The organism is Qiania dongpingensis (assembly GCF_014337195.1).
In the GTDB taxonomy this organism is placed as follows: Bacteria; Bacillota; Clostridia; order Lachnospirales; family Lachnospiraceae; genus Lientehia; species Lientehia dongpingensis.
The window spans coordinates 489872-515842 of the sequence record NZ_CP060634.1; the positions used below are offsets into that span (position 1 = coordinate 489872).

The following is a 25971-nucleotide window of genomic DNA, read 5'->3' on the forward strand; positions in this document are numbered from 1 at the left end:
AGACTCTTAAATTTTTATGAAATTCCATATTTTTTATCCAAACTTCATATAAAACATGTATAATAGAATAATTAACAAACAATTGTTCATCCTTATCCTTCTAAAGCTTTTCTGCATCTGGAAAAGCAATCTGTCATCCTCTTAAAACACCGTCTACAAAGCCATATGAAACATCTGTCTTTTCCGGCCCGTTAATCTATACAGAGCTGTTGTCTGTCATTACCGCTTCATTCGTTTCACAAGGCTTGCCATACATAACAGGAGGTATCATTCATATATGATAGAATTTCAAAACGTTTCAAAAACTTTTCAGGGTAATACTGTAATTGACAACATCAGCTTTACGATCGACGACGGAGAATTTGTGGTCCTTCTGGGTGAAAGCGGCTGCGGCAAGACCACAACGCTCCGGATGATCAATAAATTGATTCTTCCCTCTTCCGGCACCATAAAGATCAACGGCAGCAATATCGCGCAGCTGGAAACGATCCCTCTCCGACGGCGGATGGGTTATGTTATCCAGCAGACCGGTCTTTTTCCCCATATGACCATCCGGGAAAATATTGAGATCATTGCCCGGCTCAATTCCAAAGACACTGCAAAAATTGAAAAGGACGCAAAAGATCTGATGGATATGGTAAATCTGGATCCGGACGTTTACCTGGACGTCTACCCCTCGGAGATGTCCGGCGGGCAGCAGCAAAGGGCAGGAGTCGTCCGGGCCTTCATGTCCGACCCGGAAATCATACTCATGGATGAGCCGTTTTCCGCCCTGGATCCGCTCACCAGGACACAGCTCCAGAACTCTCTGATGGAAATGCAGGGAGCGTTAAAGCGTACCATTGTATTTGTAACACATGATATGGATGAAGCGGTGAGATTAGCAGACCGTATCTGCATCATGGAAGGCGGAAAGATCACTCAGTTTGACAATCCGGAAATGATCATGAAGCATCCTGCCAATGACTTTGTTCGGGAATTTGTGGGGCCCAACCGGATATGGATGTCACCGGAACTTATAAAGACTCAGGATATTATGATCCGGGAACCGGTCTGCTGCCTCCCCTGGATGCCTATTTTCAAATGTATCGAACTGATGAGCCAGAAAAAGGTGGATACGCTCATGGTGACGGATCCGAAAAAGCATCTGCTCGGCGTGCTGTTCGCGGAGTCCCTGATCGGGACTCACGATACTAAGCGCCCTGCACAGGATTTAATGGAAAAATCCTTTACTTCCGCCAGCCCGGACAGTTCCATCGTAGATCTGCTGAATCTGTTCAACGAAAGGAAGCTCTCCACTTTGCCGGTGATCAATGAGCAGGGCATCATCGAAGGCCTGATCACGAGAAGCACACTGGTCACCACCCTCAGCCGCCAGTTCATTTCAGAGGAAGAGGAGGAAAGAGCATGACAGAATTCATTCAATATATTATTTCCGCAAGGTCTGAGATCCTTTCTTTATTCCTGGAACATATACAGCTCACCACCCTGGCCCTGGCTGCCGCCATACTCATCGGGGTTCCCCTGGGCATCCTGATCTCTTATTTAAAACCCGCGAGCAAGCCTGTCCTGGCCTTTGCCAATCTGGTACAGGCAATCCCCAGCATGGCTCTCCTGGGCCTGACCATCCCGGTCTTGGGAATCGGCATGAAGCCGGCAATCTTCCTGGTGGTCATTTATTCCCTGCTGCCCATCATAAAGAATACCTATGCCGGCCTGATGAACATAAACGCCCAGACACTGGAAGCCGCGAGGGGCATCGGGCTCACAAAATGGCAGATACTGTTTAAAATCCGTTTCCCCTTAGCCATGCCTGTCATCATGACCGGTGTGCGTATTTCTGCCGTATCGGCAGTGGGCCTGATGACACTGGCGGCTTTTGTCGGCGGCGGTGGTCTCGGGTTTTTGGTCTTTTCCGGAATTCGAACCGTCAACAATTATAAGATTCTGGCAGGCGCGATTCCTGCCTGTATCCTGGCGCTGTTGGTCGACCGGATATTCTCCGCCGTTGAAACCCTTGTCACTCCCATCAGTCTCATGCCTGGAGATAATAAGGAAAAGAAAAAGAAACATAAAAAAAAGGAACGCATTGTCGCCATCGTTGCGGCGGTGCTGCTCGCAGTCTTGTTCATCGGAAATGTATTCCGTCCTACTGAGGAAACGTCCATTCGTATCGGCAGCATGGATTTTTCAGAAAATGAAATTCTGGCATACATGCTCTCGGAGGCTGTCGAAACAAAGCTTGGCATATCCGTGGAGACTACTCCCGATCTGGGCGGCTCTTCCATCTGCCTTACCTCCATCCAAAGCGGCGACATCGACGGCTACGTAGAATACACCGGAACTATCTATGTGAGCATCCTCGGAAAACAGGCCATTTCCGACGTACAGGAGGTCTATGACACCTCCAGGCAGGGGATGAAAGATAAATATGACCTGGAACTCCTCTCTTCCTTAAATGTGAACAATACGTATACCCTTTCCACAACCAAGGAAATCGCAGAAAAATATCATCTGGAAAGCATCAGCGACCTGGCCCGGGTCAACGGTCAGCTCCGCGTCATCTCTACTCTCACCTTTTTAAACCGGGCCGACGGACTGGAGGGCGTGAAAAAGCTGTACGGTTTAAAATTCGCTTCAGAAATCGGAGTAGACGGAGCGCCCCGGTATACTGCGCTTCTGAACGGCGAGGGGGAAATTATAGACGCATATTCCACTGACGGCCTGATAAAGAAATTTGATCTGAAAATATTGGAAGACGACAAAGGTGCGTTCCCGCCCTATTATGCAGTTCCCGTATTCCGGAGTGAGACTTTGGAGAAATATCCCGAGCTGGCAGAGATCACCGATACGCTGGCCGGCGCATTATCCACGGATATCATGGCCGGTCTCAACTATCTGGTAGATGAAGAGGACCGTCCGGCACAGGACGTGGCCCACGAATTTTTGAAAGAAAACCTCCCTGAACTCGCCAGCCAGGATTAAAACGGAAAGAATGGAGCCCACAGGAAATTTTATGTTTCAGCGCTTGACTATTTAAGCCATACCCGGTATAATATTCTTGCGTGCGGATGTAGTTCATTGGTAGAACACCAGCTTCCCAAGCTGGATAGGCGGGTTCGATTCCCGTCATCCGCTCTTGAAAGCCCTTGTAAATCAAGGGTTTTTTTGATTGCCTACATCAATAAGCCTACAAGTTCATCTAATAAAATTGCCTGTAAAGCTGCTATATAAAAAGGCGAGCCTTCAATGTGTCTGAAGACCCGTCTTAATTTTGTTGCTGTTTAAGATTTCTTTCTCAAAGATATGATCAATTTATTGATTACAATAATTTCGTCATTACCCGCATCTACCCAACACTCACTGATTTTTCCGTCACTTGAATGGAAGATCAAGCTTTTGTTATCTACATAGTCCATCAGGTCAAAATCCAAGTTATCATAATACGCCAATTCCTCATCAGGACAAATTATACTCCCGATCAGTTCTTCTTGGATTTTTTCTACGAGAGGTTTATCCAAAATATCAGTTTCATAATTTCGAGTCCCTACATATCTATGATCCTGGTACGCCGGGTCATCGTCAGAAAATGGATTAAAAACGGCAAAGGTATCACCATCCAATGAATAGGTTTTAGATTTCTCTATCTTCCATTTTTCTTCCAGCATTGGAGTCGGCACATAAAATTTACAAGGGCGTATCCATTTTTCAGTGTGATATTCACCGTACCAATCATCAAATTCTTTGTTTCCTTCTGACATAGAATCACTTGCTGTTTCCGTTTTATTATTTTTTAATGTACAACCGCTGAGCAATAATACCAGAAGAACCATACCGCTGATTACGATTCTCTTATTTTTGATAATATAAAAATGGTTCATCTTTAGCTCCTTAAACAAAAAACTCTAATTATTTAGCTGCTAATAACAAACCTTACAGCCTCTGCTTTTGCCACTTTCTGAAATGGTTCCCTCGTATATCGTCTTTGACCGCTTTAACGTGGAGCAATTCGGTGTAGAATGATACACTTTTCCTCCCGGCGTCCAATATACGATTGCTCCTCTAGGGGTGTCGTCATCCTTTTGTGAAGAAGTATTGGAACCGGAGCTGCGCGCTGAGGTCTGAGACGCCTCTAAACTGCTTATTTGTTCTCTTAGCTCGGCATTCTCTTGCTGCAGGGACTCTGCCTGACCATTCAGTTCATCAATCTCGCTTTGCTGATTCTCTAAAACGGATAACTCGTCTATTCTGGCTTCCGCGGATTCCAACTCCTTCTGTTTCTTATCTAAAGTGTCCTGCGCAATGCTGAAACTTTGAGCTATGTCGTCGTTGACGGACTCCAGTTCTGCTGCCCGTGACTCTAACGGTTGAATATTTGAAACATATTTGTCAACATCCTTTTGCAATGATTCAATCGTTTCTTGTAAAGAACTAATCTCATCATTAAGAAAATCAGAATTGTTTTCCAGGCGATATACAGAATATCCCAAAATTGAACTAACTAATATTATAATAATGATTGCCGGAAGCAAAACTGGCAAATGCAGTTTTACAAATGAGGTTATTTTATTTTTCATGCGTTCCTTTTCCTGCCTTGTCGTTTGTTATTTATCCATTGTCCATTTGCTGTCAGCCTTCCGCTCATAAGCTGCTATAACAGCGCGAAATGAGGGCTGTCCATAATCGTTTTCATCTGGCACAAACAGAACGGATGTCCGGCTGGGTCAAACATAACCCTCCATCCATCGGAAAATTGTGCATCTGCGATCACCGCCCCGCAATGAACCGCGTATTGGACTGCCTTTTCCAGATCGCTGACTGCAAAATCCAGATGCGCCATCTGCTGCTGAGCTTCCGGATCTCCCGGCCATACAGGCGGGATATAATCCGGATTCCTCTGAAACGTAATGCCTGGATATGCGCCCTGAGCCGTGCCCGGAGCGCTTATACATGCATATTCTTCATCATAAAATGGTATTTCCCATTTGAGTAAATCCGCATAAAATTTTGCCAGCTCGAGCGGCTCCAGGCAGTCCATCGTAAATGAATACATTTTAATCTTTAATCCATCATCCATAATACAATTACCTCCCGAGTCACTCAAGAAATGAATGGCTCATAATATAGAATTCTTCCTGACTCGGCAAATGCTTCTTCTCCATTCTTTCCAGAGTATCATCGTATTTCTGTGCTTCTTCCTCAGTAATCGCCATCACAGGGCTGTCATGATAAAACCATTTTTTTCCGTTCAGAGCGCCGGGAACAAGCTCTTTTACCATCATCGCCGCCGGATATTTTCCATTCTCCATACAGACATTGTATTTTTTGCAGCTCACAAATCCACGGCTTACATAATTTGCCGGACTTCCAAATATGACGATCACATCATAGCCCAGCGACACCGCCTGTTTAAACGAATATTCCATAAGGATCTTCCCGTAACCCTTTCTCTGATGCTCCGGGACAACACAAACAGGGCCAAAGGTGAGAATTTCCTTTTCAACTCCGGACTCATCTGTCAGCTTGGCTTTTGTATACATGATATTTCCAATCACCTGACCGTCAAGTTCCATCACAAAATCCAGCTCTGGTATGAAATCCTCATGTCCGCGCATGATATGGACCAGATAATGCTCTACACATCCCGGGACATAAAGATTATAAAATGCTTTCCTTGTAATTCCCTCTACAATATTGTAATCCTCTTCTTTTTCATTTCTTATGGTTATCATCCTATATACTCCTATAAACTTTATATCTGTCAAATACCTCTCACCGCCCGAAAACGAATCAGCACCGTTAAGTATTCTTTCATTTTAATCTCTCATCGTACAAATGTCAAACAGACCGTTTAGTCCTTGAATATTTTCAAGACTAACTTGACTTATGAATCAGATGAGACAGGAGAAAATCCTTCCTCCTGCCGCACCAAAGTATCTTCCGATTGCCTTGAAAGCTATTGAGGCGATTTGCTGCAGCAGAAAAGATTCCGGCAGAAAGATTCCGGGCCGGCCTAAAGGTGAACGCCGCAGGGCAGCGGCCGGTGTCTAACTTGGGCTTGATCAGAGCTTACTAAGAATGATTCCCAAAAATGTTTTATATCAGGCCCTTAAGCATAGCCCTCATATTTCTATTCACAGCCCCATGACGATCGAAGGGTTTCCCGTTCAACCGCCCAAATGAAAATGACTACTGCCGTAAAGCGGGAATATAATATAATAACTCTTCAGTCAGGGGCTATTATGCAGACCATAGAACAAAGGACCCTAGAGGATACCATGTATCTCGGACAGATTCCTGTATTCGTTTATCAGATCCATTACCCTTTTTTTGTCACCACATGTAATGAAGCTGCTGCTCGGGCCATAAATGAATACTACGCACAAGCCGCAAAAAAAGCAGAAAAACACTGCCGGACTGTTCTTTATAAACAGGCGGCCGAAAATGCAAAGTATATTCCTTTCAACTCGCCGCCTTTCAACAGCTATACCTTCGATGTCTCTTATAAGGTCACTTTTAATACTGGCTGTCTGACCAGCCTTTATATGGACACCTATCTTTTCATGGGCGGGGCACACGGAGAGACGACCAGAACATCGGACACATGGAACTTTAATACCGGCATGAAACTGAGACTGAACGATTTTTATCCTTTGAACTTTGTTACTCTGCATAGTCTGCAGAAGAATCTGGAAAAGCAGGTCGAAGAGCGCTTAAAAATCACCCCCAGCTCTTATTTTGACAATTACAGTTCTCTTATTCAGAATACATTTAATCCAAACAGCTTTTATCTGCAGCCAGACGGCCTCGTGATTTATTTTCAGCAGTATGACATAGCCCCATATTCCACTGGTACCCCGGAGTTTTCCGTTCCCTCCGCCATATGATCTCATGAACTGTCTTCTTATCGATACCCTGTATGTTTTGATCTATTCGGCGGCTTTCACTTTTTCATACAAACTGCATAATATAGAGCAAATCAATTGTAATGGAAAAACATATGAATGACGATCCTCGTGGAGCCATAGTCCAGCAGGGAAATATTATGCGTATAGATAACGCTTTGGTTGAAGATACTTCTTGTTTTGATAATTCCAGAGGCAGCATCGAGGTCTCTTACTCTGTACCAGAAGCAAACAATATCACTTCTATCCAGACGATCAGACTGAACCTCACTGGCAATACCGTCATCCTGGACTCATTCGGCCAAAACATGTGCATATGCTGCATACAGCCGGGAATGTGGGTGAGCGCTATATTTTCAGCACGTATGACCAGAAGCATACCGCCGCAGTCAAATGCCTTTTTGATCATCGTGCAGGGAATGCCTCAGGCTCCCTCCGTGACCACGACTGACCGAGTCATCTTTGCCGATGTCCGCAACAATATGCTATTGACGGGAATCCCCTGGAACATCAACAGCCAGACCAGATTTGTAGTACCGAATTCCACCCCCATAACCAACCGCGCCGGACGGCCGGTCCAGCTCAGTGCTCTTCGCCCCGGACAGCTGGTCAGAATCACCCATGCTAATTTCCAGACTGCAAGTATTCCTCCGCAGACCACGGCATATAGCATACAAATTCTTTAGAACCTGGATGTACCAAAATAGGGCGATGACACTTTTCAGCAGCATCGCCCTATCTTTCGAATATAAGGGGTCATACAAGAACCATCTGGTATTATTTTATACTTTCCATTTCTTCCCACAGCTTAAACAAACAGCATAGCCCTTCTTGCTGCTCAGACCTCCCATTACACTTCCTGCGGGTCCCGCTAATACACCGCCTGCCATCGCCCGGCCAATACTAAGTCTTTTATTCGTATATGTTATACTTGTTGAACCGCATCTTGGACAAGATGCCTGCGAATGATAAGATCGTGTTTGCTTATTTAAAGCTTCTTGCAATTTCTCTCTCGAAGCCTTAATCTTACTTTCTTTGTTTGAAAATCTGCCATATTTATCATGACAATTGCTGTCCGCCTTATTGTCTCGTTTCGCTTCCGCATATAAATCAAGAGGAAATCCACAGTTGGGACACGCCGCTGCTTTATCGCTTACTTCTTTTCCACACTCCGGACACTTTATTAATGCCATACTCAATCCCTCCCGACGTCTAATAATTCAATCATACCAAAAAATAAACCGATTTGTGGTCGATTTATCTTAAGTAAGCACCTGCACACACTTTTCAGCAAAAAACAAAAACCCCGGAAGCCTTGATTTTACTAGGTTTCCAGGGATTTTTTATAGTAGCGGAAGGGAGATTTGAACTCTCGACACCACGGGTATGAACCGTGTGCTCTAGCCAACTGAGCTATTCCGCCATAATGGGACCTATAGGGCTCGAACCTATGACCCTCTGCTTGTAAGGCAGATGCTCTCCCAGCTGAGCTAAGATCCCCGACCGCAGCAAAAACCATATTCTTCATTTTTGACTGCCTAGGTAGTATACCTTTTATTGTCCAAATTGTCAAGACTTTTTCCACACTTTTTATTTATAAAATTTTTCTTTGTATCCCCTCTGCTCCTTATGTTATAATGAAAGTAATTTCGGAAGGCAGCCCGGAACAGCCGGACTCCAGGAGGATCGTTATGTACTATTTTATCGTAAATCCCAACGCCCGCTCCGGCAGGGGGCTGAGTATTTGGAATAAGCTGAAGGAACGGCTGGAAAAAGAAAAAATTCCCTACGAGGCTTATCTGACTGAGCATACGGGACACGCGACAGAATTGGCGGCGGAACTTACATCGCCAAGACATCAGGATTCTTCACCTAAAACCATTGTCGCCCTCGGCGGCGACGGTACCTTAAACGAAGTGCTGAACGGCATCTCCCTCTCCTCTCCGGTGACACTGGGATATATACCCTCTGGATCAGGAAACGATTTTTCCAGAGGAATGCGGCTCTCGAGGAACCCGGAAAAAGCCATGGATCAGCTTCTAAAATCCGAAAACTGCCGTTATCTCGACTATGGCATTTTATCCTATATGTCCGATCATCCCGCTCACAGGCGTTTCATCGTGAGCAGCGGCATCGGCTATGATGCAGATGTCTGTCAGAATCTGTTTACTACCAAACTAAAAAAGACATTCAACCAGCTTCATATGGGGAAGCTTATCTATTTATTCATCGGAATCAAGCGTATCGTCCTCTGTAAAAGCACCAATGGTTATCTGCTTCTGGACGGGGTAAAAAAAATAAATCTGAAGAAGATCCGTTTTATCTCTTCCCACATTCAGAAGTTTGAAGGCGGCGGCTTCCGTTTCGCTCCCAAGGCCGACCCCTGTGACGGTTATCTGGATCTCTGTGTCGTATCCGGCGTTTCCCGTCTGCGGCTGACACTCCTGCTGCTCGCTTCTCTGGCAGGCCGGCATGTCTGCTGCAATGGTGTGCGGACCTACGCGTGCCGGGAAGCGGCCATTCATACGGAAGAGCCTCTGTTAGTTCATGCCGACGGAGAGTCCTGTTATGGTCAGACGGATATATCTGTCCGCTGTGTTGAAAAGAAAATACGTTTTTTGTGTTAATTTGCGGTAATTATTCAGAATAGTTCTTAAAGATTTTATGAATTCACTTGCCATCCCCGGCAAACCGTGTTATAATCACATGAAAATTATTGAAGGCTAGCAGTATGCCCTGCAAGGGGGGGAAGGAAGGCGATTCGTGTGAAAACAATCAAGAATTTCTTCAGCAAATATCGTCAGTCCTGGGTTCTCCTTTACGTATTTATCTATTTCCCATGGTTTTTCTGGCTTGAAAAGCATGTGACCGTAGGAACCCAGTTCACCAATATTCATATAGCATTTGATGACCTTATTCCGTTTAATGAGTATTTCATCATACCATATTTATTCTGGTTCATTTTCGTGGCAGGTTCTGTGACCTATTTCCTGCTGAAACGTCCGAAAAAAGAATTCTACCGGATGACCGCTTTTCTCTTCATTGGAATGACTGTCTGTCTCGCCATCTGTACTCTATTTCCCAACGGCCAGACTATGCGTCCTCCAGTAAATCCGGAAAAAAACCTGTTTTCGAAACTGATTGTCATGCTCTACAAAACAGATACATCAACCAATGTATTTCCAAGCATCCATGTATTCGCCTCACTCGGCATCAATCTGGCATGGTGGAACAGTCCAGTTTCTCAAAAACACAAGTGGATTCGTCCTGTGACCACCCTGATCACCATTTCCATTTGTCTGTCCACCGTTTTCCTGAAACAGCACTCTGTGCTGGATGGACTTGGAGCGATCGTACTTGCCATCATCCTTTATTTTTTCGTATATCAGCCGGAGATGACGAGAGCTTCCGCGAGGGCGGCGAAGGAGAAAACCAAATCAAAGAAGCTGTACAGCTATAAGAATAAGCTTTGATCACAGCGGAAGAGATATTTTCATCAAAAACAAAATCAGAAATTGATAGGCGTCTGCAAATTGCAGACGCCTTTTTTCTAATTTAATATTCTATTCCTGTCCCATTTCTCCGTTGTCTCCTGCTGCCGAACCAGCGGAACCTTCCGAAGCAATCTCCACCGAATGGACGTGGCGCTCGATCAGATATACCATCAGAATCAGCACCAGACAAGAAATAACGGTACCTCCCCAAAACTTCCCCGCCGACCGGTACATATTGTCGAGAAATCCCAGCTCCGACACGGCCACTGAAAAAAGGTTGGCCGCCATATGGAAAAGAATCGGAGCGACCATGGTATGAAAACGCTCATAGGTATAGATAAATAAAAGTCCCAGACAGAACGCATATACGCCCTGTACCAGATTCCCGTGGTAAAACGCGAATATCAAAGAACAGAGCACCGCAGCCGGACCGATATTCAGATACTCTCTCAGACGTCTGTATATAAGCCCCCGGAAAATCAGCTCCTCTACAATGGGAATGATGATGCCCAGTCCGATGAATTCCAGGGCTAATTTCCCTCCATACATGATGTCAGATATTGCCTCATACGTATCTGAGACATTGTAAAGACCGCTGGCGGTTATCAGATTATTACCCGCCAGGCAGGTGGCCACTCCCAAAACGACAATCAGGATATACTGCCAGGACGGCACCGCCGTAAAGCGGCGGGCTTTTCCTTTCTTTAGGTCGGCCTTTCTGTCCATCCGGTAAAAAAGCAGAAGGACCGGAAGTGATATGGCCGCGGCCAGCACCTGCAGCTCTAACGCGATAGACAGCGTCCTGTTCATCATCTCGTTAATGATCTCCATCTGATTGTTCAAATTATTGGGATTATATCCCGGAAGCGTCGTCATGGCAATGAACACCGCCGCAATTGCTTCCACAATGAAACAGATGCCAAAATACGTCAGTCCCGGATAAATAAGCCTCCAGACTCTTCTCCCCCAGCTTTCCTGTCCCATTCGCTATTCTCCTGTCCTGTTCTTCACAGTTGCAATGTCAATCAGGGTAAGTCCTTCCTCCCGATTCTCCAGGCTGGCTACCAGAGCCTTGGCCGTATCAATGGCAGTCAATACATTCACTCCCGTCTCAATGGCGTTTCTCCGGATAATGAACCCATCATGGCTCCTGGCCGCTCCCTGGTTTGGAGTATCAATGACCAGATCGATATCATGCTCCAGAATCAGATCCAGCAGATTCGGGGATTCCTGTTCCAGCTTATTGATCTTGATCGCTTTCACGCCATTCTCATTGAGAATCTTTGCCGTACTCCTGGTAGCATAGATTTTATACCCCAGAGCCGCAAACCTTCTGCCAATGTCCACTGCCTCCAGTTTATCCGCGTCCTTGACGGTCATGATCATTTTCTTCGTCCTGGGAAGATTGATTCCTGCCCCGAGAAACGCTTTGTAAAGCGCCTCATTAAAGGTCTTCGCTATTCCCAGACATTCACCGGTGGATTTCATTTCCGGCCCGAGGCCGATGTCCGCGCCGCGGATCTTTTCAAATGAGAACACCGGCATCTTGATGGCAATATAATCGGCCTCCGGCTGAAGCCCCGGCTCATAGCCCAGCTCCCGGATCGTGCTGCCAATGATGACCTGAGTAGCCAGCTTCACGATAGGTATGCCGGTGACCTTGCTGATATACGGCACCGTACGGCTGGAACGGGGATTCACCTCAATGACATATACCTCATCATTGCTCACAATAAACTGAATATTGATCAGCCCGCGGACATGGAGCGCCTTTGCAAGCCTTCTGGTATACTCTTCTATTACACGCTTCGTTTTTTCGGAGATACTCTGCGCCGGATATACAGAGATACTGTCGCCGGAATGGATGCCCGCCCGTTCAATATGTTCCATGATCCCGGGAATCAGCACTTCTTCCCCGTCGCATACAGCATCCACTTCAATTTCTTTGCCCAAAAGATATTTATCCACGAGAATCGGATGCTCTTGGGCAATCCGGTTGATGACCCCGATAAACTCGACGATATCCTGGTCGTTTATGGCGATCTGCATACCCTGCCCGCCCAGCACATAGGAAGGACGTACCAGGACCGGATATCCTAGGTTTTCTGCCGCCTGGATTGCTTCCTCACAGGTAAAGACCGTATGACCAGCCGGCCTGGGAATACAGCAGTCCTCCAGAATCCGGTCAAACAGCTCTCTGTCCTCTGCGGCATCCACATCCGCCGCCGATGTGCCGAGGATTGGAACCCCCATTTTCATAAGAGCTTCTGTCAGCTTTATGGCTGTCTGGCCCCCGAACTGCACCACAGCGCCGTCCGGTTTTTCCAGTTCCACCACATTTTCCACATCCTCCGGAGTCAGAGGTTCAAAATAGAGCTTATCCGCAATATCAAAATCCGTACTGACCGTCTCTGGGTTATTGTTTATGATGATCGTCTCATAACCTGCCTCGCTGAAGGCCCAGGTACTGTGTACCGAGCAAAAATCAAATTCGATTCCCTGACCGATCCGGATGGGGCCGGACCCGAGCACCAGCACTTTTTTCTTTTTTCTCGCACCGTCCGCTTCATTTTCACTTCCGAAGCAGGAATAATAATAAGGCGTTGCAGCCGCAAATTCTGCTGCACAGGTATCTACCATCTTAAACGCGGCCCGGATGCCGTATTCATTTCTGAGACTCTTGACCTCCTTTGCGGTCTTTCCAGAAAGGCGTCCGATCACTGTGTCGGGGAACTCGATCCGCTTTGCTTCTGTAAGGAGCTCTTTTGTAAGAGGCTCCGTTTTCAGACGGTTCTCCATCTCCACCAAAATCGCGATTTTATCTATGAACCAGTTATCTATCTTTGTGATATCGTGGATGACGTCATAAGAAATTCCTCTGCGGATAGCCTCCGCAATCACATAAATCCTTCTGTCGTCCACCCGGTGGAGGTATTCGAGGATCTCTTCCTCCGACGCTTTCGTGAAATCTTCACTCATCAGACAGTCCACATGCTGCTCCAGAGAGCGGATGGCTTTCATCAGAGCCCCTTCAAAATTTGTGCAGATACTCATGACTTCTCCAGTCGCCTTCATCTGCGTAGTAAGAGTCCTTTTCGCACTGATGAACTTATCAAAAGGCAGGCGGGGCAGCTTCACCACACAGTAATCCAGCATGGGCTCAAAACTGGCATAGGTCTTTCCGGTTATGGCGTTGGGAATCTCATCCAGAGTATAACCGAGCGCGATCTTTGCAGCCACTTTGGCGATAGGGTAGCCGGTGGCCTTTGATGCCAGCGCGGACGAACGGCTTACACGGGGATTCACCTCGATCACACAGTATTCAAAGCTCTCCGGATGAAGGGCAAACTGCACGTTGCAGCCCCCTGTAATTTTCAGCTCGTCTATAATGTTGAGGGAAGCGCTCCGAAGCATCTGGTATTCCTTGTCTCCCAATGTCTGGGAAGGCGCCACTACGATGCTGTCCCCCGTATGAACGCCCACCGGATCAATGTTTTCCATATTACATACTGTGATCACATTGCCATTTCCGTCCCGCATCACTTCATATTCAATTTCTTTCCAGCCCGCGATGCAGCGCTCTACCAGCACTTCTCCCACACGGCTCAGCCGGAGGCCATTGGACAAAATCTCAACCAGCTCCTCTTCGTCGGAAGCGATGCCGCCGCCGCTTCCGCCCAGAGTATAGGCCGGGCGCAGGACTACAGGATATCCAATCTGATCTGCGAAGGCAATGCCGGCTTCCACATCATGTACTACCGTCGAAGGGGCGCAGGGCTCGCCTATCTTTTCCATGGTATCCTTGAATTCCTGGCGGTCTTCTGCCTTTTTAATGGTTTCCGGCGTAGTGCCGATCAGTTTCACATTATGGCTTTTTAAAAAGCCTGCTTCATCCAGCTCCATGGCCAGATTGAGCGCTGCCTGTCCGCCCAGGGTCGGGAGCACACTGTCGGGCTTTTCTTTTTCTATCAGCTGTTCCAAAACCTCCACAGTCAGAGGCTCTATATATACTTTATCCGCGATATCCTTGTCTGTCATGATGGTAGCCGGATTTGAATTTACAAGAACTACTTCGATGCCTTCCTCCTTTAAAGAACGGCATGCCTGAGTGCCGGCATAATCAAACTCTGCCGCCTGGCCGATGACAATGGGTCCGGAACCGATCACCAATACTTTTTTTATCTCAGGATTTTTAGGCATTATCTGGCCACCTCCATCATCTTAAGGAATCTGTCAAACAGGTACGAGGAATCTCTCGGTCCGGGGCACGCCTCTGGATGGAACTGTACGGTAAATATATTTTTCCCGGTATAGGCGAGTCCTTCATTTGTCTTGTCATTGACGTTCACAAATGCGGGAACTGCTATCTTTTCATCCAGGGAGTCCGTATCCACCACATAGCCATGGTTCTGGGAAGAAATGTACACACGGCCAGTCTCCAGGTCCTTGACCGGATGATTGCCGCCTCTGTGCCCATATTTCATCTTATAAGTATCTCCGCCGGTAGCCAGTGCCATAAGCTGATGGCCCAGGCAGATGGCAAAAATCGGGACATCCGTTTCGTAAAGCTTTTTAAGCTCCGCGATGATCTCCGTACATTCCTTTGGATCTCCCGGACCGTTGGAGAGCATGATACCGTCGGGAGCATCCGCCAGGATCTCCTCTGCCGCCGTGTATGCCGGATATACCGTCACCTGACAGCCCCGTTCATTCAGGGAACGGGCAATATTCTGCTTCGCGCCAAAGTCCATGAGCGCTACTCTATGGCCCTCGCCCGGCAGTACATATTTTTCTTGACATGTAACCTTCCTCACGACTCCAGACGGGGAATAGGCCTTGATCTTCGGAAGGATTTCTTCCAATTTATAATCCTCGTCGGTGGTAATCATGCCGTTCATGGTTCCCTTCTCACGAAGGATCTTGGTAAGAGCTCTTGTATCGATTCCTGCAATACCGGGGATATCATAACTCTCTAAAAAATGCTGGATGCTGTCCTCACTTCTGAAATTACTGGGCATCCTGGAGAGCTCCCGCACAATATAACCGTCAGGCCAGGGCCTCACGGATTCCATATCTTCGTGGCAGATACCATAGTTTCCAATCAGGGGGTATGTCATAACTACTGCCTGTCCGGCATAAGAGGGGTCTGTAAGAACTTCCAGATAACCAGTCATTGATGTGTTGAAGACGATCTCGCTGATGACTTCCTTTGCCGAACCAATACTGGTCCCGGAAAAGACGGTCCCGTCTTCGAGTATTAGAAAAGCTCTCATTTATCCACCGTTTCCTTTCGTAGTTCCGCAAAATGCGCGGAATCCGCGCATTTCATCTAACTTCAGCTCAAATTGTAAAGATTTTACCACAATGCGACATACATTTCAACCTTTTTGGGTAAGGAATTTTCTTTTCATAAAATATCACTAATTTCACTTTTCCATCATATATTAATACAAACAAAACTGCGGGGTATTTCCATTGATTATAAAAGCCATGCAGAATGATACGCCGGACAGCGGGCAGCTGCTCATCCGTGTCAACTCTTCACTCAATAACTTCCCGATCAGCGGAGCCACAGTCAGCATCTCGGTCACCGGCGGAGACGGCCAGCCCCTGGAGCAGCTGGATACCGATACCTCCGGTCAGACAGAGGAAATCACACTCAGAACGCCTCCCATCGATTACAGCATGGAGCCCGGCGGACCTCGTCCATACTCCGAATTCAACATAACGGTCTCCGCTCCCGGTTATGAACCCCAGGTGGTAGACGGCACAGAAGTGCTTCCGGAGAGCACAGCCCTTCAAACGATACGGCTCCGGCCTCTTTCTGATAACGAAGGAGTCCCTTCGCCTATCATCATTCCTGATCATACGCTCTATGGGGAATATCCTCCAAAGATCGCGGAGCCGGAAGTCAAACCCATTGCAGAAACCGGAAACATCGTCCTGAGCCGTGTAGTAGTTCCAGAGACCATCGTCGTTCACGACGGTACCATAAGCAATACCTCAGCTCCAAACTATTATGTACCTTATAAAGATTATATCAAAAATGTGGCTTCCAGCGAAATCTATGCCAACTGGCCGGAATCCACCATAACAGCCAACGTCCTGGCCATCATGTCCTTTACCATGAACCGGGTCTATACGGAATGGTACCGTAACAAAGGTTACGATTTCACCATTACATCTTCTACTGCTTATGACCACAAATGGATCTATGGCCGGAATTATTTTGAGAGCATTTCTGTCATTGTTGACGACATCTTCACCAACTATCTCTCAAGGCCGGATGTGAAGCAGCCAATCCTCACTCAGTACTGCGACGGCCAGCGTGTAACCTGTCCGGAATGGATGTCACAGTGGGGTTCCAGAAGTCTCGGTGAACAAGGCTATTCACCGATAGAGATCCTGCGCTACTATTATGGTCAGGATATGTACATCAATACAGCGGAGCAGATCTCCGGGATTCCCTCATCCTGGCCCGGTTCAGATCTTACCATCGGATCTACCGGTCCTAAGGTACAGCAGCTTCAGGAGCAGTTAAACAGCATTGCCAGCATCTACTCTGCGATTCCGTCCATCACTCCTGACGGGATCTATGGAGAGTCCACAAAAAATGCCGTAGAAGCGTTTCAGAATGTGTTTGGGCTCCCCCAGACGGGCGTAGTCGATTTCCGAACCTGGTATAAGGTGTCCGAAATCTATGTGGGCATTTCAAGGATTGCGGAATTAAACTGACCACATTTAAAAAGGACAGACAAACAGGGGACGATTTCATATCGTCCCCCATTCGCTGTTCCCTTTTATTTTTCTCTAGGCCTTCTTGATATAATCTTTGCTGACCCAGCCCGTATATTTGTTCTCTATTCTGATCTGATACCAGCCGCCGTTTTCTCCTGTAACCTCCACTTCATTTCCCTCTCCAAGTTTCGGCCAGGCTTCCAGCAGCCCGTAGCTGGTGCCGGGACCAGTTCTCACATTCAGACGGGAGCTTCCAAGACCCGAAGCTTTTCCCACCCATACGGTATAACCGTTCTGTCCATTGGAAGATTGACGTTCCGTAATTAAGAGATAATAGGAATTGACATAACCCTTTGCACCCTGGATGTTGATTTTCACCCATCCATTGCTATACTTATCTAAAACATCTACTTCATTTCCCTCTGCCAGCTCCGGCCAGGCTGCCAGCTTCGGATACTCTGCGCCCGGGCCTGTACGGACATTCAAGGTGTCTCCCGCTTTCAGATTTGTTACCTGTCCGTGGGCCCACGGCTCATACGTCTTTACTACAGTCACATCTCCTGAGACCGGATCGGAGTCTTCGCCGCCCGACAGTTTCTTCTGCACATCGGAGCGGAAATCATCCATAGTCTTTCCAAAACGTCTGAAATAAGGAGCCGGATCGTCATGGTCAGAAGCAAAGCCTTTTTCATGGGCTTCATAATGACCCACGATCTTATCCGGAGTCAGACCATAAGTCCTGCAAAGCTCTGCATAATGATTGACTGCATTCTTCCAGACCTTCTGAAATTCCGCGGCACTGTCCAGTTCACAAAGTTCATATCCGATACAGTTCCTGTTGCCCCAAGTAGTCCCTATCTGCCAGCAGGCCAGAGAATAAGGCGCAAAATTATAGACCCCCGTATCATCGATGAATCCATGGACCAATTTTTCCACTCCTGGCTTGTTCCAGCGTTTGAACCAGTTATTGGAACCATTTACCGCCCGAATGACAGCCGGGTAGACAGAAGGACTGTGAACGATCAGATATTTCACACCTTCCAGTCTGGTTCCTTCTATATAACAGTCATTTCTGACACAATAGCTGTTTGTCACATTGCTCATAACCATTCACCTCTTTTTTATTTGCCGGCATCCGAACCGCCATCTTCCGCTGTTATCTGTCCGGAAACATCATCCTTTTTTCCGCAGTCCTGCTTTTTCGACATTTGCTTATATATCTGATGGCTTCCCGTCGCAGCCAGTCCAGAGACGATCCCTACGGCAATCGCCGAAATATAGTCGTCCGCCGGATAGTTCGGCATAAAACGCATGCCGACCGCTCCCAATATCCCGCCAGTCAGACCACATATGACTGGAATCCATTTATTGTCAAGAGTCGTAGCCCTCACTGCCATTGCTGCCAGATAGCAGATGACCGTGATTCCCACCACATTGCCAATTGTCCCAAAATCCATGGTTTTCCTTCCTTTCTTCATTTCTTTAAGCCTTAGTGCAAACTGACAGAAAAAACTCTGTCTATCTAAAATATGCGGGGGCAGAGGAAAGGTGTGAAGCCTTCCTTTTCTCTTTACCTCTCCTTATCCAGATGATGAAAAAACAGTCTTCTGTATCCATAGAAATCGTTTCGGCTCACGGGAACGTTCCCCAGATATTCGTATGGCCAGCCGGTAGCTACACATTTTAAGATATAGGGGGAAAGCGTTTCGTCTGTCTGCTTTGCCGCCTGCTCGATCAGCTCACAGTCTCTTATGGAGTTCTCCTTTTGTGCCGCTTGTTTTTTCAGCCGGACATTCTTCTTTTTTTCCTCATATTGAAGGCAAAAGTGCTTCAGCTCCAGATATCGTTCCTTTGAAATCCCATAATCTTCATAAGACATGCCTCTTAATGATTTCATCGTCTTTTCCTCCCGACATTTTTTTCAATTTTCTTCTTTACTTTTTTTTAGTTTGTGATACAATGAAATAGTTGCATGGGGCATTAGCGCAGCTGGGAGCGCGCAACATTCGCATTGTTGAGGCCACGGGTTCGAATCCCGTATGCTCCATTTTTATGTCATGGATGAATATCCATGGCATTTTTATTTTGCACTATTTTTCCCCCCTGTCATATCCTAAAACAAAAAGGATATGATCATTATGTTCTTTCCTCCGCCCAATCGTCCCGGCAGGCCTTGTCCTCCGTGCAGACCTTGCCCCCCGTCCAGACCTTGCCCTCCGCCCAGACCCTGCCCTCCGTGCAGACCTTGTCCGCCCTGCCCGCCGCCCGGAAGACCTCCTGTAGGTCCGCCGCCCGGAAGACCCCCTATGGGACCGCCTCCTGGAAGGCCTCCCATGGGACCTGGTCCGGTAAGGCCGCCCTGGCCGGAACCCAGGGATCTCTGATATATAGGGACCGGATCACCGGTCCCCTTTTTATACGATAGGAAGGTCCATTTCAGAATCCGGACTGACTTCTACCTTTCCCACTTCTCCATCAGATAATATAATCTCAAGACCCAATACCTCATAAAAAATCTCTGCTGTATGAGCTGTCATTATATTATAGAACTCTTCTTTAATTTCCATCTTATCCGCTCCTTTTTTTATTCTTTAAAACCATACAATACAGCTAATCTCCTGAAAATCCCATTGACAGCAATCCGCTCATCGTCTATAATAATAGTATATCGAATATATGTTCGATTATCATTGCTCAGACCGGAACAAACATTCCATTTTCATATCCTGAAAGAATGTCTTCTGGATCTGCTCGGCTTCTTCTATGGAGAAGCCGCCGCAGTCGATTTTATACGCCAGATTCTTTTGGGATATGCCCGTGGATTCGGATATATCCTTTATGGATATGTTCTTCTCTGTCATGGCAGCTTTTAAATGTGGATATGACATAAAAACCATCCCCCTTCTACGCAACTGCGTTGTTTATATCTCATATAATATACTCTTCTAAGTATATTGTCAAGGCTTTTATTACGCAATTGCATATTTTTCCCATTTACTTTCCTGCCCGATTATGTTAAAATTGGATAGGAAAGGGGGTGAAAATATGGGAATCGGATCCAGACTGAGTGAATTGATGAGACACAGGGGCACCAATGCAAACGAACTGGCTCAGAAAATCGGCGTCGCGCCTACGACTATCTATTCCATGATAAAAAGAGACAGCAAAAAGGCCGATATAGAAGTGCTGATAAAAATTGCGCGGGAGCTGCAGGTCGACGCAGAATATTTCTGCAACGGCACCCCCTCTGCTTCTGCTCCAGCCGCTCCGTCTTATGAAGACATGGAGGAGCTGATCGCGCGGAACGGAAAAAATCTGTCTGCTGAGGAAAAAATAAAGCTGATCAAGCTTTTGTCAGAATTGGAATAAAGATTTGGGATGATGATATGGAATATGATCTGATCGAACAAAAAATCCTGGAAACTTATCGTACCCTAAATATCTGCAGCTTCCCTATAGACTGCTTTGAGGTGCTGAAAAAATATGGCTTCCGGATCTGCTCCTATCAAGACATGGGGCGAAAGAATCCGGAGCTTTATCAAATGGCTCTCAGGTATTCGGAAGATGCCTTTCGTTTTAAAAAACGTATCTTCTATAACCAGGATGTTCCCGACAGGCGAATCCGTTTTTCTCTCGCCCATGAATTCGCACACTGCGTCTTAAACCATCGGGGTGAAAATCCAAAACAGGAACTGGAGGCAAATTGTTTCGCCGGACGTTTCCTGGCCCCCGCCATGGCCATTCACTATACTCACTGCCGAAATGCAAGAGACGTATCCAACGTTTTTGATATCTCCCTGGAAGCCGCCGGATATGCATACCGGAATTATCAGTCATGGATACGTACTGCCGCCCGAAGAATGAGCGCTTACGACAAAGCCATGTACGAGCATTTTTATGACACGAAGAAAAAGAAATTTATCTGCCGCAGATCTTCTTCTTTTCCCTGGGGCGAAGAATTCTCTTTGGAAAACCATATGGTCCTGGGTGAGGACGTATGACGCCTTTGTTATCTTTCTATCTTTACTACAGGAAGGCGGACCGTAAACGTGGTCCCCACGTCAACCTGGCTGTCCAGCTGGATGCTTCCTCCGTAATAATTGACAATATGCTTGACGATGGAAAGGCCCAGTCCGGTGCCCCCCATTTTCTTGCTTCTTCCTTTATCCACCCGGTAGAACCGCTCAAAAACCCGTCTTTGTGCTTCTTTCGGGATTCCCACACCGGTATCGCTGACGGTCAGGACCATGTCCTTTTTATCGGAGGTGACTGTCAGACGGACAATACCTTCCGGCTTATTATATTTAATCGCATTTACCAGCAGATTATTTAAGAGTTCCCGTATCTGCTGTACATTTGCCGCAATAGTCAGCGGTTTACATTCTGTGATCACTTTCACTCCATAGTCACAGGCCATGGGGCCAAGAGATGCAAGCATTTCCTCCACCAGCGGATATATCTGCAAATCTGCCATTTCCACTTCCACATCCTTTGTTTCCAGCCTGGAAATCATAAGAATATCATTTATCAGATTGGTCATATGGTCGGCTTCCTTTTCTATCCTGGACAGGAAATCCTGCTGGACCTCTTCCTTCGTCACCAATCCGCTTTCCAAAAGCTCCGTATATCCCTTAATAGAAGTGATTGGCGTCTTCAGTTCATGCGACGCGTTGGAAAAAAACTCCTGTCGGATAATCCTCTCCAATTCCAGCTTTTTCACATAGGTGCCGATTTCCGCTGACATCTGATTCATCGCGTCTATGATGACATTCAGCTCTTCATACTGATAGTGCTTCATAAAAATCTCAGGCTCGCCTTTATCTACTTTACGCAGCTCTCCCGCAATCTCATTCAACGGTGTCGTTACAGAACGGGCAAATCGTTCTGCCAAAAAGAAAGATGCCACCAGAGCGACCACTACTCCAAAAAATACGGCCGGAATCAAAATCTTCAGATACATGAAAAGTCCCTCATAGGGCACGGCAAGCCGCAGGACATATCCGCCGTTTCCCGACAGGATTGCCGCGTACAGCATTTCCTTATGAAGGGTTTTGGAATAACGCTTCGTATATCCGCGGCCATTTTCAATGGCCTCTTTTACCTCTTTCCTGTCCAGATGATTTTCCAGCTGCTCCATATCTGTAACGCCATTGTCCGCCAGCACAGTCCCATCTATAGAAAGAATCGTGGCCCGGCTGTCCTGATTGCCGTCTATGGCGCAGATATCCGTTATCTGCTTTGCCACGTCCTCATTGTAATTTATCGCATAGTCCATCATATGCAGGGTATCTAAAAGTTTATCCTCCGTCTGTTTCAAGCTTTCACTGCTCATCACCAGACAAAAGACCGTGCTGCTGACGACCAGCGCCAGTAAGATCATCCACACAAACTTTTTAAAAATGGCTTTCTTCAATCTTCCTTCTCCTGACTGTAAAAACGGTATCCCACACCTCTGACCGTCCGGATCATCTCCGTCCCGCCTTCTCCCAACTTCTGCCGCAGACTTCGGACATGCATATCCAGAGTCCGGGATTCTCCTTCATATTCGTATCCCCAAATTTGATTCAAAATCTGTTCCCTCGTCACAACCCTCGTCTTATTCTCCGCCAGATATTTGAGGAGCTCATACTCTTTTAACGTAAGGTGCAGCATCTCCCCATTTAGAAATACCTCCCTCGTATCCGGGCATATAAGAAGGCTTCCTTCCTCTAGACGTCCTGCGGCCTGCGGCCCTTTTCCACTTTCCCGGCGCAGCTGAGAGCGCACCCTGGCGGCCAGCTCCAGGACACTGAACGGCTTTGTCATATAGTCGTCCGCTCCTCTGTCCAGACCTATGACCTTGTCAAATTCTTTATCCTTCGCTGTCAGGACGATAATGGGCACGCCTCCAATCTGAGGATCCTTCCGGATTTCTTCAATAGCCTCCAGGCCGTCCATACCTGGGAGCATCAAGTCAAAAATCGCCAAGGACGGCCTGTCTTTTACGATACTGCCAAGGGCTGGCTCTGCCGCCTCAAACGCTTCCACCCGATAGCCATAACTGACCAAAGCCGCTCTTATCAGCTCTCTGATATTTTCATCGTCTTCAATGACGTAAATTAACTCCATATGTGATTCTTTCCTCCTGATTTTCAGTCCCGCCGGCATCTTTTAATCCTGCCTGTTCGCACATTAGGGTGAACAGGAAACCTGCTCACCCTTTAGTGTAAATCATTTTCAGATTCTTGTAAACGATATCCCGTTTCTTTCCCTTATCCTTGATGAATCAACCCAATCAGTCGGGAAGAATCAGTCCCACTGACTGAATCACTTCTTTGCCTGCATCTGAGTTTATGTAGGCAAACCACGCCTGGACCAGTTCACTCTGCTCAGAAATCTCACCCTTTGTCGCCATAACGAAAGGACGGCTCAGGATATAGCTTCCTGCCTTGATATTCTCTTCCGTAGGCTCTACGCCGTCCAAAGACACGGCTTTTACAGTATCATCCACCACATCCAGAGATACGTATCCAATCGCTCCGGGAGTCGCAGCCACTCTGGCCATAACAGCGCCTGTATTGTCAAGTTCTGAAGCATACTGGCATTTGTCTTCCAGCTTTAAGATTTCCTCAAAAGCTCCTCTTGTACCGGAACCAGCCTCTCTTCCGATCACGATGATAGGCATATCACTTCCGCCCAGGTCCTTCCAGTTTGTCACTGTCCCATCATATATCTGGATAAGCTGTTCTTTTGTCAGGTCGGTTACCGCATTCTCCGGGTCGACTACCATGGCGATCCCGTCTATTGCCACGATATTCTCTATTACTCCGTTTGCCTTTTCTTCCTCTTTGAGTGCTCTGGACGAATTTCCAATATCAACAGTACCAGCCGTCACAGCTTCAACACCAGCTCCGGAACCAACGAATTCAGAATTCACCGTCACACTCTTATTTTCATCCATGAACGCCTCGCCTAAAGCGGTCACAAGCTTCTCCATGGAAGTAGAACCGCTCAGGGAGATAGAACCGCTCAGATTGGACGCTGCTACCGTTGTCTCCTTTTTCGTGGTCGTTTCTTCTTTTGAGGTCGTCTCAGCAGTCTTAGTCGTCTCGGCAGTCTTAGTCGTATCCGCCGCTTTCGTAGTCTCTTCCTTTCCACTTCCACATGCTGCCAAAGACAGCAGCATCATACCTGCCATAACAGCAGCAAAAATTTTCTTTCTCATCTTCAATACTCTCCTTTTTCTTCTTTGTCATTCCTTTTTCTTTCCTCTTGGAACAACCACAGTTTAACACCGCTTCTCCATATGGACTATCACGGTTTTCCGTATTTTCCGTAAAGTTTCTGTAAACAAGTCTGTGTTTTTGGCAATCACAAAAGCCGGATGTTCTGCACCGTTCCCGTCTCGTTGAATTCTGTCCACTCACAGATATTCACCGCATGGTCCGCAATCCTCTCCAGATATTTTGCGATCATCAGGATATCGACGCAGTCGTCCACCGGTTCCCTTTTCTCCTGAAGGAGCTTTGAAATCTCCTCTTTCACTTCATTAAACAAGTCATCTACTTCATCATCCGCGTCGATGACCTGATATGCCAGCTCTGTATTCCGTGTGGTATACGCACGTATGCCGTTTTTCATCATCAGCTTGGCCTTCGAGGCCATCTCGACGATATGCCCCACGTTTTCCATCACATTGGCATCGCTGATCCGTAAGACCAGTTCCGCGATATCCTGTGCATGATCGCCTATCCGCTCCAAATCTGTCACGATCTTCAAAGCAGAAGATACCATACGCAGATCCCGGGCTACCACAGGCTGCTGGTGTAGCATCAAGGACAGGCAGCGCGCTTCTATGGAACGCTGCATATCGTCTACGGCCCGGTCCCCCTGAACAATTTCTCTGGCCAGCTCCACATTTCTTTTTTCAAAAGAAGCAAGGGATTTTTCAATGTTGTTTTCCACCATATCGGCCATTTCTTCCAAGGCCTCATCCAATGCTTCCAATTCCAGCTGAAAGTTTACTCTCGTCGTCACATTAAACCCTCCTGTTTGTTTAAAATACCCTTTCCGTCCGGCTTATCACCCAAACCGTCCGGTGATATAATCTTCCGTTCTTTTATCCTTTGGCCTTGCAAATATCTCATCCGTCGTATTGAATTCCACCATCTCGCCTACTAAAAAGAATGCGGTGTAGTCGGAAATACGGGCCGCCTGCTGCATATTATGAGTAACGATGACTACCGTATATTCAGATTTGAGCTCCGCCATTAAATCTTCAATCTTCAGCGTGGAGATAGGATCCAGAGCCGAGGTCGGCTCATCCATCAGCAGGACCTCCGGTTCCACCGCCAGCGCCCTTGCTATGCACAGTCTCTGCTGCTGGCCGCCGGAAAGGCCCAGAGCCGACTTTTTCATCCGGTCCTTCACCTCATCAAATATGGCCGCCGATCGGAGACTCTTTTCTACGATTTCATCCAACTGTGCTTTGTGTTTGATTCCATGAATCCTGGGGCCATATGCCACATTGTCATAAATGCTCATGGGAAAGGGATTCGGCTGCTGAAATACCATGCCGATCTTCTTCCGCAGCAGAGTAGTATCCACCCCCTGACCGTATATATCCTCTCCGTCCAGGGTCACCGTGCCCTCGATGCGGACGCCGGGTATCAAGTCGTTCATACGGTTCAGTGTCTTTAAAAAAGTGGATTTCCCGCAGCCTGAAGGTCCGATGAAAGCGGTCACCGCTTTTTCTTTGATATTCATATTCACTGTTTTCAGCGCATGGTTCTCGCCATAATATAAATTTAGATCCTTTGTGATAATCTTATTTGCCAGCATATATATCCTCCTGT

At 46.9% G+C, this 25971-nt stretch carries 27 protein-coding genes and 4 tRNA genes; 11 read left to right on the top strand and 20 right to left on the bottom strand.

Going from position 1 to position 25971, the window contains the following annotated elements; all coding sequences use genetic code 11:
- Nucleotides 1-277: 277 nt before the first annotated feature.
- From H9Q78_RS02370 to H9Q78_RS02380, 3 genes are all read left to right on the top strand, one after another.
- The gene (locus H9Q78_RS02370) at nt 278-1411 is read left to right on the top strand and encodes an ABC transporter ATP-binding protein (RefSeq protein ID WP_249303400.1); all 1134 of its coding nucleotides are present in this window, start codon (nt 278-280) and stop codon (nt 1409-1411) included.
- Nucleotides 1408-2985, top strand: a complete 1578-nt coding sequence (locus H9Q78_RS02375) for an ABC transporter permease/substrate-binding protein (RefSeq protein WP_249303401.1) — start codon at nt 1408-1410, stop codon at nt 2983-2985. Before H9Q78_RS02370 ends, H9Q78_RS02375 begins: the two co-directional genes overlap by 4 nt.
- A gap of 82 nt (nt 2986-3067) precedes the next feature.
- Nucleotides 3068-3138 (top strand) — tRNA-Gly (locus H9Q78_RS02380).
- Nucleotides 3139-3284: 146 nt separating this feature from the next.
- Here H9Q78_RS02380 and H9Q78_RS02385 read toward each other — a convergent pair.
- The 4 genes from H9Q78_RS02385 to H9Q78_RS02400 all read right to left on the bottom strand — a co-directional run bounded on the left by H9Q78_RS02385 (nt 3285) and on the right by H9Q78_RS02400 (nt 5732).
- Nucleotides 3285-3881 carry a hypothetical protein gene (locus H9Q78_RS02385; protein WP_249303402.1) on the bottom strand — a complete coding sequence of 199 codons (597 nt, stop codon included), beginning with the start codon at nt 3879-3881 and terminating at the stop codon, nt 3285-3287.
- Between the two features lie 39 nt (nt 3882-3920).
- Nucleotides 3921-4577, bottom strand: a complete 657-nt coding sequence (locus H9Q78_RS02390; protein WP_249304857.1) for a hypothetical protein — start codon at nt 4575-4577, stop codon at nt 3921-3923.
- A 74-nt stretch (nt 4578-4651) separates the two neighbouring features.
- Entirely contained in the window at nt 4652-5077 is a 426-nt protein-coding gene (locus H9Q78_RS02395; protein WP_249303403.1) for a VOC family protein, read from the bottom strand.
- Nucleotides 5078-5096: 19 nt separating this feature from the next.
- Nucleotides 5097-5732 carry a GNAT family N-acetyltransferase gene (locus H9Q78_RS02400; RefSeq protein ID WP_249303404.1) on the bottom strand — a complete coding sequence of 212 codons (636 nt, stop codon included), beginning with the start codon at nt 5730-5732 and terminating at the stop codon, nt 5097-5099.
- Between the two features lie 510 nt (nt 5733-6242).
- Here H9Q78_RS02400 and H9Q78_RS02405 point away from each other — a divergent pair.
- Both H9Q78_RS02405 and H9Q78_RS02410 read left to right on the top strand, forming a co-directional pair.
- Nucleotides 6243-6887, top strand: coding sequence for a DUF3298 and DUF4163 domain-containing protein (locus H9Q78_RS02405; RefSeq protein ID WP_249303406.1), 645 nt, complete (start codon nt 6243-6245; stop codon nt 6885-6887).
- A 113-nt stretch (nt 6888-7000) separates the two neighbouring features.
- The gene (locus H9Q78_RS02410) at nt 7001-7591 is read left to right on the top strand and encodes a hypothetical protein (RefSeq protein WP_249303407.1); all 591 of its coding nucleotides are present in this window, start codon (nt 7001-7003) and stop codon (nt 7589-7591) included.
- Between the two features lie 96 nt (nt 7592-7687).
- On the opposite strand, the gene H9Q78_RS02415 is transcribed toward H9Q78_RS02410, so the two are convergent.
- The 3 genes from H9Q78_RS02415 to H9Q78_RS02425 all read right to left on the bottom strand — a co-directional run bounded on the left by H9Q78_RS02415 (nt 7688) and on the right by H9Q78_RS02425 (nt 8405).
- Entirely contained in the window at nt 7688-8098 is a 411-nt protein-coding gene (locus tag H9Q78_RS02415) for a zinc-ribbon domain-containing protein (RefSeq protein ID WP_249303408.1), read from the bottom strand.
- 156 nt (nt 8099-8254) lie between these two features.
- A tRNA-Met gene (locus H9Q78_RS02420) sits at nt 8255-8328 on the bottom strand.
- Between the two features lie 4 nt (nt 8329-8332).
- Nucleotides 8333-8405: transfer RNA gene (locus tag H9Q78_RS02425), tRNA-Val, on the bottom strand.
- 191 nt (nt 8406-8596) lie between these two features.
- Here H9Q78_RS02425 and H9Q78_RS02430 point away from each other — a divergent pair.
- Nucleotides 8597-9532, top strand: coding sequence for a diacylglycerol/lipid kinase family protein (locus tag H9Q78_RS02430; RefSeq protein WP_249303409.1), 936 nt, complete (start codon nt 8597-8599; stop codon nt 9530-9532).
- Nucleotides 9533-9670: 138 nt separating this feature from the next.
- Entirely contained in the window at nt 9671-10378 is a 708-nt protein-coding gene (locus H9Q78_RS02435) for a phosphatase PAP2 family protein (protein ID WP_147596589.1), read from the top strand.
- 90 nt (nt 10379-10468) lie between these two features.
- Here the strand turns inward: H9Q78_RS02435 and H9Q78_RS02440 are convergent, their stop codons facing one another.
- The 3 genes from H9Q78_RS02440 to H9Q78_RS02450 are packed head-to-tail and all read right to left on the bottom strand — an operon-like array spanning nt 10469 to nt 15672.
- Nucleotides 10469-11383 carry a CPBP family intramembrane glutamic endopeptidase gene (locus H9Q78_RS02440; RefSeq protein ID WP_249303410.1) on the bottom strand — a complete coding sequence of 305 codons (915 nt, stop codon included), beginning with the start codon at nt 11381-11383 and terminating at the stop codon, nt 10469-10471.
- Between the two features lie 3 nt (nt 11384-11386).
- Nucleotides 11387-14599, bottom strand: a complete 3213-nt coding sequence (carB, locus tag H9Q78_RS02445) for a carbamoyl-phosphate synthase large subunit (RefSeq protein WP_249303411.1) — start codon at nt 14597-14599, stop codon at nt 11387-11389.
- Nucleotides 14599-15672: a carbamoyl phosphate synthase small subunit gene (locus H9Q78_RS02450; protein ID WP_249303413.1), complete on the bottom strand. Its 1074-nt coding sequence runs from the start codon at nt 15670-15672 to the stop codon at nt 14599-14601. Before H9Q78_RS02450 ends, carB begins: the two co-directional genes overlap by 1 nt.
- A 217-nt stretch (nt 15673-15889) precedes the next feature.
- On the opposite strand from H9Q78_RS02450, the gene H9Q78_RS02455 reads away from it, so the two are divergent.
- The gene (locus H9Q78_RS02455; RefSeq protein ID WP_249304705.1) at nt 15890-17134 is read left to right on the top strand and encodes a peptidoglycan-binding protein; all 1245 of its coding nucleotides are present in this window, start codon (nt 15890-15892) and stop codon (nt 17132-17134) included.
- A gap of 75 nt (nt 17135-17209) precedes the next feature.
- On the opposite strand, the gene H9Q78_RS02460 is transcribed toward H9Q78_RS02455, so the two are convergent.
- The 3 genes from H9Q78_RS02460 to H9Q78_RS02470 form a co-directional block, all read right to left on the bottom strand.
- Entirely contained in the window at nt 17210-18241 is a 1032-nt protein-coding gene (locus H9Q78_RS02460) for an SH3 domain-containing protein (RefSeq protein ID WP_249303415.1), read from the bottom strand.
- Between the two features lie 17 nt (nt 18242-18258).
- The gene (locus H9Q78_RS02465; RefSeq protein ID WP_330595219.1) at nt 18259-18594 is read right to left on the bottom strand and encodes a phage holin family protein; all 336 of its coding nucleotides are present in this window, start codon (nt 18592-18594) and stop codon (nt 18259-18261) included.
- A gap of 113 nt (nt 18595-18707) precedes the next feature.
- Nucleotides 18708-19034 (bottom strand): hypothetical protein, encoded by a 327-nt coding sequence (locus H9Q78_RS02470; RefSeq protein WP_249303416.1) that lies wholly within the window; start codon nt 19032-19034, stop codon nt 18708-18710.
- Between the two features lie 77 nt (nt 19035-19111).
- On the opposite strand from H9Q78_RS02470, the gene H9Q78_RS02475 reads away from it, so the two are divergent.
- Nucleotides 19112-19184: transfer RNA gene (locus H9Q78_RS02475), tRNA-Ala, on the top strand.
- 367 nt (nt 19185-19551) lie between these two features.
- On the opposite strand, the gene H9Q78_RS02480 is transcribed toward H9Q78_RS02475, so the two are convergent.
- Both H9Q78_RS02480 and H9Q78_RS02485 read right to left on the bottom strand, forming a co-directional pair.
- On the bottom strand, nt 19552-19704 hold the full coding sequence (locus H9Q78_RS02480) for a hypothetical protein (protein WP_249303417.1): 153 nt from the start codon (nt 19702-19704) through the stop codon (nt 19552-19554).
- Between the two features lie 120 nt (nt 19705-19824).
- Nucleotides 19825-20025 carry a hypothetical protein gene (locus H9Q78_RS02485; RefSeq protein WP_249303418.1) on the bottom strand — a complete coding sequence of 67 codons (201 nt, stop codon included), beginning with the start codon at nt 20023-20025 and terminating at the stop codon, nt 19825-19827.
- A 157-nt stretch (nt 20026-20182) separates the two neighbouring features.
- Between H9Q78_RS02485 and H9Q78_RS02490 the strand changes: the two genes are divergently transcribed.
- Both H9Q78_RS02490 and H9Q78_RS02495 read left to right on the top strand, forming a co-directional pair.
- The gene (locus H9Q78_RS02490) at nt 20183-20506 is read left to right on the top strand and encodes a helix-turn-helix domain-containing protein (RefSeq protein WP_249303419.1); all 324 of its coding nucleotides are present in this window, start codon (nt 20183-20185) and stop codon (nt 20504-20506) included.
- A gap of 17 nt (nt 20507-20523) precedes the next feature.
- Entirely contained in the window at nt 20524-21138 is a 615-nt protein-coding gene (locus H9Q78_RS02495) for an ImmA/IrrE family metallo-endopeptidase (protein WP_249303420.1), read from the top strand.
- Between the two features lie 8 nt (nt 21139-21146).
- On the opposite strand, the gene H9Q78_RS02500 is transcribed toward H9Q78_RS02495, so the two are convergent.
- From H9Q78_RS02500 to pstB, 5 genes are all read right to left on the bottom strand, one after another.
- Nucleotides 21147-22550 carry a sensor histidine kinase gene (locus H9Q78_RS02500; protein WP_249303421.1) on the bottom strand — a complete coding sequence of 468 codons (1404 nt, stop codon included), beginning with the start codon at nt 22548-22550 and terminating at the stop codon, nt 21147-21149.
- The gene (locus H9Q78_RS02505) at nt 22547-23245 is read right to left on the bottom strand and encodes a response regulator transcription factor (protein WP_249303422.1); all 699 of its coding nucleotides are present in this window, start codon (nt 23243-23245) and stop codon (nt 22547-22549) included. Before H9Q78_RS02505 ends, H9Q78_RS02500 begins: the two co-directional genes overlap by 4 nt.
- Before the next feature lie 166 nt (nt 23246-23411).
- The gene (locus H9Q78_RS02510; RefSeq protein WP_249303424.1) at nt 23412-24341 is read right to left on the bottom strand and encodes a phosphate ABC transporter substrate-binding protein; all 930 of its coding nucleotides are present in this window, start codon (nt 24339-24341) and stop codon (nt 23412-23414) included.
- A 146-nt stretch (nt 24342-24487) separates the two neighbouring features.
- A complete protein-coding gene (phoU, locus tag H9Q78_RS02515) occupies nt 24488-25153 on the bottom strand; it encodes a phosphate signaling complex protein PhoU (protein WP_249303425.1) in 666 nt (221 codons plus the stop codon).
- A 45-nt stretch (nt 25154-25198) separates the two neighbouring features.
- A complete protein-coding gene (gene pstB / locus H9Q78_RS02520; protein WP_249303426.1) occupies nt 25199-25957 on the bottom strand; it encodes a phosphate ABC transporter ATP-binding protein PstB in 759 nt (252 codons plus the stop codon).
- Between the last annotated feature and the right edge of the window lie 14 nt (nt 25958-25971).